The sequence below is a fragment of the Janthinobacterium rivuli genome (genome assembly GCF_009208735.1).
Taxonomy (GTDB): Bacteria; Pseudomonadota; Gammaproteobacteria; order Burkholderiales; family Burkholderiaceae_D; genus Janthinobacterium.
On the sequence record NZ_WFLJ01000040.1, the window covers coordinates 1 to 6,370 of the forward strand.

A 6,370-nucleotide genomic window follows, 5' to 3' on the forward strand; every position below is an offset into this window, starting at 1 on the left:
CTGATGACCATAGCAAGTTGGTCCCACCCCTTCCCATCCCGAACAGGACCGTGAAACAACTTTGCGCCGATGATAGTGCTGCAACCAGTGTGAAAGTAGGTTATCGTCAGGCTTGTTATTCGAAAAACCCCTTCCGGTGATCCGGTTGGGGTTTTTTTACGTCTGCTGGTTTTGTCATTATCTCCACATGTTGTGCACGGCGGGCACCGTCATGTTCTCTTCATATTCACACTGTACGATGACTTCCATTCTCATCAAGCAAATGTGTGCACCCATGCTGGCCAAGCTTAAACTCGTCAAAACGCCGAAAGGCATCGATAGCATCCTGATGCTGTCGGCCATGCTGATACTCTGGATCGGCAATTACAGCAACCTCGACCTCATGATCGCCGACAGCATGTTCGATGAGGCGCGCGGGCAATTTTTTGGCGTTGGCAGTACGTGGGCGGGCAATTTCCAGTTGGGCATGATCTTGCTTGGTGCCGCCTTGATCGGCTTGGCCATCTGGGACACCTTGCATCCGCTGGCCTGGCTTGCCTCACGCCGCAGCGCCTTGCGCGTCGTGGCCCTGTCGGCCATTTTGGTGCCGCTAAGCATCTATTTGCTCGCTTCCTTCAGCGACGTGCCGTGCCCCACGGAGTTGTTGCGCTATGGCGGACTGATGCCGTATACGCGCCTGTTGGAAACATTGCCGGCCAGCGCATCAGCCATGGCCTGCCTGCCCGGCACGCAGGCGAACACAGCCTGGTGGATGCTGGCCTTGCCCTTGTTTTGCCTGCCCGGACGGCCACGTACGGCGCTGCTGCTCGCTGCGGTCATGTTGTTATGCGGTTTGGTGCTGGGCTGGCAGCAACAGTTGCAGGGTGCGCAGTTTTTTACGCACACCTTGTGGTCTGCCTGGATCGCTGCTTTCCTGATATATCTGCTGCATAACTTGCTCGGGGGTGAGGACGCGTTGGCCTGAAACACAAAAGTACGTCACAATCTGCCTGTGTAGTTGTCGTTTCATACAAAAACAGGAGCACCATGAACGAGCAGATTGCGAGAGAAGTGGTATTGGTCCGTGCGATCGAGACGGCCGACCAGAACAAAGAAGTCCTCAGCGAGGACGACCGCATGTATGCCAGCCGCAGCGCGCGTGAGCTTGCGCAGTGGCAAGCTTCGGGCAAGCAGGCCGAAGTGACGGGTGACGATTTCCTGCAACAGCGCTCTGAACTGATCCTCAAGCGCATCACCGAGCGCACGCCGGCCTTCGCGGCCTTCGCGAAACGCCGTAACGGCATGAAAACCCTGGCGCTGGCCTTGCCCCTGCTGGCTTTGTTGCTGGGCGCCGGGCTCGATCGCATCACCGATCCCCATCGCGTCGACTTGCTGTCCGCGCCCTTGCTGCTGATCATCGCCTGGAATGTGCTGGTCTACCTGGGCTTGCTGATCTGGCTATGCATTCCTTCGCATTCCCTCGGCTGGCCGAAAGCGGGACTGGTGCGCCACCTGAGCGTGGGCCGCCTGGCCTTGCCGCGCAAACTGCCCCACGCCTTGTCCTCTGGCTTGCTCAGTTTCATGGGCGAATGGGCGCATTTGAGCGCCAAACTGACGGCCGCGCGCCTCAGCCGTACCATCCACCTGAGCGCCGCCATGTTTGCCATCGGCGCCGTCGCCTCGCTGTATGCGCGCGGTTTCCTGTCGCAATACGCGGCCGGCTGGGAAAGCACGTTTCTGAATGCCGGCCAGGTGCATAGCCTGCTTTCGACCCTGTTCGCGCCGGCCATCGCTCTGTTTCATTTGCAAGGCTTTTCGCTGGCGGAAATCGAAGCGCTGCGCTTCCCGCAAACGACCACCGTGGAAGGCGGCGCGCGCTGGGTGCATTTATATGCGGCAACGATTTTCCTGCTGGTGGTCGTTCCCCGCCTGATCCTGGCCCTGGTCAACAACTGGCGCGCCGCGCGCCTTGCCAAGCACTTTCCGCTGGATCTCGATCAACCGTATTTCCGCAAACTCAATGAAAGCATCGGCGTGGCCACGGGCGGCATGCTGCGCGTCTTGCCATATAGCTTTACTGTCGATGAGGCGCGCCACAAGGGCCTGGGACAAATCGCCCTCATGCTGTTCGGCGAGCAGGGGCGCATGATGCTGCGCCCGTCGACGTCGTATGGCGAAGAGCCGCAGGACGTCTTGCGCGACACGGACCTGAATGATCCACAAGTCAATATCACGGCCGTGCTGTTCAACCTGACGGCGACGCCGGAAAAAGAAAATCACGGCGCCTTCCTCGATTACCTGGTGCAATCGTCGTCACGCGGCATTGCCGTGCTGATCGATGAATCCAGCTACCTGGAACATGCAGGCGAGCAAGCGGACAGCACCGCCCGTATGGGGGAGCGAGTCGCCTTGTGGCAACAGTTCTGCCAGTTCCACAAAACCACGGCCACCCGGGTCAATTTGCTCAATCCTGTCTTGCATCCGCTCGACGCCGGTGTCGGGCTGAAAGTATCGGCAGCAGCATGAGTGTGAATGTGAATAAAGATGTGCAGGATGATGCAGTGCAAATTCAGTTTGCACTGATTTCGCACACGAATAATGGCAAGACCACCCTGGCGCGTACTTTGGTGGGCGTGGATGTCGGCGAAGTGCGCGACGCCGCCCACGTGACCGTGTTTGCGGAATCGCATACCTTGCTGACCACGCCCCAGGGCGATGCCTTGCAATTGTGGGACACGCCCGGCTTTGGCGATTCCGTGCGCCTGCTCAAGCGCCTGGGGCAGTCGGGTAATCCTATCGGCTGGTTCCTGCGCGAAGTGCTGGACCGTTACCGCGACCGCCCGTTTTGGCTCAGCCAGCAGGCGTTGCGCACGGCCAAGGATTCAGCCGACGTGGTGCTATACCTGGTCAACTCGTCCGAACATCCGAGGGATGCGGGTTACTTGCCGGCGGAAATGAAAATCCTTGCCTGGCTGGATAAGCCCGTGGTGGTCTTGCTCAATCAGATGGGGCCGCCGCGTCCCGGCAACGAGGAACACAGCGAGCAGGCACGATGGCGCGAGCATTTACAGCAGTATCCCATCGTGCGTGACGTCCTGGCTCTCGATGCCTTTGCCCGCTGCTGGGTACATGAACGCGTGTTTTACGAAGCCGTGGGTAAATTGTTGCCGCAGTCGCAGCAAGCAGGCTATGCACGCTTGTTTGCTACGTGGCAAGCGCAGAATACGGCACGTTTCCAGCAAGCCATGCAGTTGCTGGCCACGCAGCTGGCGGTGGCTGGACAGGATCGCGAAGCCATCGAGCCCGTCTCCAAGGGCTTGCTGAAATCGGCCTTGCAGGTTGTGGGTATCGGCAAGAATGCAGAGCAGCAACGCCAGGAGAAGGCCATGGCCAGTCTGGTGGCGCGACTCAATACGCACAGCGGCATGACCACGCGTGAACTTTTGATCCTGCACAAACTCGACCCGACCGATGCGCATAAGATCAATAGCCGGATACGGGAAAATTTTGCCGTGCGCGCGCCGATCGACAAGGCGCAAGCGGGGCTCTTGGGCGCCATGATTTCCGGTGCCGCGACGGGCTTGTCTGCCGACCTGATTTCCGGCGGCTTGACCTTGGGCACGGGCGCCTTGCTTGGTGGTGTGGTCGGTGCGCTGACGTTTGCGGGTGCCGCCTGGGGTTTTAATTCCGGCACGGATCGCAATGAGCCCACGATGCAATTTACGGATGCCTTCCTGCGCACCCTGGTGGTGGCGGGCGTGCTGCGTTACTTGGCGGTGGCGCACTTTGGTCGTGGCCGCGGCAACTTTGTGGAAGGCGAGGCGCCCGCATTCTGGCAAGATGAGGTCGAGCAGGCGGTGGCGCGCCATGACGCTGCGTTGCTCGAGTTGTGGAAGGAAGTGCGACGGGAAAAATCACCGGAGCAAGCCGCCGAGCGCGTTTTGCCCCTCATATCGTCCATTACTTCCGATACCCTGGCGCGTCTGTATCCGGATGTGGCGCGCCTGGTGTAGATGTCTGGCGTAGCTCATCAGGCGCGAGCTTGCAGCCACTGCTGCAGAAATTGCACGCAGGCCCTGACCTTGGCCGAGTTCGACAGCCGTGAGGTGGTCACCGCCCACACATCGGCAGCCTGTTGATACGCGGGCAAAATGCGCACCAGCTTGCCTTGCGCCAGACTGCTTTCCACATCCCATGCCGAGCGCAAGATGATGCCGTGGCCGTCCAGTGCCCATTGATGGACGATCTCGCCATTATTGGCCGATAGCGGCCCATCGACCTTCACCGTTTCCAAACCGTGCGGCCCTTGCAGTTTCCAGCGCCGCCCATCCTGGTCGCGCTCACGGATGACGATGCAGTCATGCTCGCGCAACTGCGCCAGGGTGCCCGGTGTTCCGCGTTGCGCCAGATAGGCGGGCGCGGCGCACAGTACGCGTTGGTTACTGGCAATGCGGTGGGCGATCAGGTCCGGCTCGCGTACCACCCCGATGCGAATGTCGAGATCGAAACCCTCGCCCAGCAGGTCAACGGGGCGGTCGAGCAATTCCAGCTGTATTTTCAAGTCAGGATATTGCCGTGCCAGCTGGGATAGTGCGGGACCGAGCCGGTTGCGTCCAAAACCGGAGCTGGAGCAGATGCGCAACACGCCCTGCGGCTGCAATTTCGACTGCGCGACCGCTTCCCCCATCTGCTCGACATCTTCCAGGATGCGCTGCGCCCATTGCCGCACGATCTCGCCGTGATCGGTGACGCTGACCCGGCGCGTGGTGCGGTGCAGCAGCCGTACTTGCAGTGCCGCTTCCAGCATGCCGATGCGCTTGCTGACGACCGCCTTGGAAATGCCCAGTTCCAAGGCCGTGGCAGCGAAACTGGTTTTATGGGCGACCTGGCAAAACAGGCGTAAGTCTTCCAGCAGCGGCGTATGTTTCATTGATTGATCACGAAATGTGGATGCTAGGGTTATGAATCCCCTGATTGTATTCTGATGTAGTGCCAGTATCATCAATGCATCCATCTATCAACAGGAGAAGCTCATGCCCGCACACAGAATCGCAGTCATCGCCGGCGACGGCATAGGCAATGAAGTCATGCCGGAAGGGTTGCGTGTTGTCGCCGCCGCCGCCCGTCGTTTCAATATCGACCTGCAGTTCACGACGATGGCATGGGCAAATTGCGACTACTACCTCGAGCATGGCCAGATGATGCCCTCGGACTGGTTTGCCCAGCTCAAGGATTTCGACGCCATCTATTTTGGCGCCGTGGGCTGGCCGGACAAGGTGCCCGACCATATCTCGCTGTGGGGCTCGTTGTTGAAATTCCGGCGCGAGTTTGATGAATACGTCAACTTGCGTCCCGTGCGGCTGATGCCGGGCGTGCCGTGTCCGCTGGCGAACAAGAAGCCGGGCGATATCGACTTTTATGTCGTGCGTGAAAATACGGAAGGAGAATATTCTTCCGTGGGCGGACGCATGTTCGAGGGGACGGAGCGTGAAACGGTGCTGCAGGAATCCGTTTTTACGCGCAAGGGTGTCGACCGCATCCTGAAATATGCGTTTGAGCTGGCGCAAAGCCGACCTAAAAAACACCTGACATCGGCGACCAAGTCGAATGGTATCGCCATCAGCATGCCGTTCTGGGATGAGCGGGTGGAAGCGATGGGCCCAAGCTTCCCCGATGTGCGCTGGGACAAATACCATATCGATATCCTGGCGGCCCGTTTCGTGCTCAGCCCTGAGCGCTTCGACGTGGTGGTCGCTTCGAATCTGTTTGGCGACATCCTGTCCGACCTGGGCCCCGCCTGCACGGGGACGATTGCCATCGCACCGTCGGCCAATATCAATCCGGAGCGCACCTTCCCCTCCGTGTTTGAGCCTGTACACGGTTCCGCACCTGATATCTATGGCCAGAATATCGCCAACCCGATCGGCATGATCTGGTCGGGCGCCATGATGCTGGACTTCCTCGGCAATGGCGACGCCAATTACACGGCGGCGCATGATGCGATTGTGCGCGCCATCGAGCAGGTGCTCGAGCATGGACCGCGTACGCCGGACATGGGGGGGAGCGCTAATACGACCGATGTGGGCATGGCGGTGGCAGAATTGCTGAAATAAAGCTTGCCGCCCGTGGGCGGCTTTGCTATAGTTCGCCTCCCCAATGAGACGCAGTCAAATGCGGCACTTGAGGATCACCGGAAACGGCGATGCAGTAAAAAGTTTTTAAGCACAATGTGCTGAAAAACGGGGTTGACGAAATGCTGAAAAAGCTTCATACTCTTCCTTCTTCGCAGCTGACAAACACAACGCTTTGTCGATAGCGCGAAAGCAGTAACCGAATACAGTTCTTTAACAATTAACAGTCGATAAGTGTGGGCATTTGATGTAAGTGCAGC

6 protein-coding genes and 1 rRNA gene are annotated in these 6,370 nt (G+C 59.1%); 5 read left to right on the top strand and 2 right to left on the bottom strand.

The window, feature by feature from the left end; translation table 11 throughout:
* From rrf to GCN78_RS28705, 4 genes are all read left to right on the top strand, one after another.
* Positions 1 to 112, top strand: a 5S ribosomal RNA gene (gene rrf / locus GCN78_RS28690).
* Positions 113 to 964 (top strand): phosphatase PAP2 family protein, encoded by an 852-nt coding sequence (locus GCN78_RS28695; RefSeq protein WP_152254731.1) that lies wholly within the window; start codon positions 113 to 115, stop codon positions 962 to 964. It abuts the rRNA gene before it with no gap.
* A gap of 62 nt (positions 965 to 1,026) precedes the next feature.
* A complete protein-coding gene (locus GCN78_RS28700; protein WP_152254732.1) occupies positions 1,027 to 2,505 on the top strand; it encodes a DUF2868 domain-containing protein in 1,479 nt (492 codons plus the stop codon).
* Positions 2,502 to 3,992 (top strand): DUF3482 domain-containing protein, encoded by a 1,491-nt coding sequence (locus GCN78_RS28705; RefSeq protein WP_152254733.1) that lies wholly within the window; start codon positions 2,502 to 2,504, stop codon positions 3,990 to 3,992. The genes GCN78_RS28700 and GCN78_RS28705 overlap by 4 nt, the downstream gene beginning before the upstream one ends.
* A gap of 17 nt (positions 3,993 to 4,009) precedes the next feature.
* Here GCN78_RS28705 and GCN78_RS28710 read toward each other — a convergent pair whose 3' ends face one another.
* Positions 4,010 to 4,909 (bottom strand): LysR family transcriptional regulator, encoded by a 900-nt coding sequence (locus GCN78_RS28710; protein WP_152254734.1) that lies wholly within the window; start codon positions 4,907 to 4,909, stop codon positions 4,010 to 4,012.
* Between the two features lie 103 nt (positions 4,910 to 5,012).
* On the opposite strand from GCN78_RS28710, the gene GCN78_RS28715 reads away from it, so the two are divergent.
* A complete protein-coding gene (locus tag GCN78_RS28715; RefSeq protein WP_152254735.1) occupies positions 5,013 to 6,092 on the top strand; it encodes a tartrate dehydrogenase in 1,080 nt (359 codons plus the stop codon).
* Positions 6,093 to 6,166: 74 nt separating this feature from the next.
* Here the strand turns inward: GCN78_RS28715 and GCN78_RS29840 are convergent.
* On the bottom strand, positions 6,167 to 6,370 hold a 204-nt coding region (locus GCN78_RS29840; RefSeq protein ID WP_226939873.1), incomplete at its 5' end, for a hypothetical protein.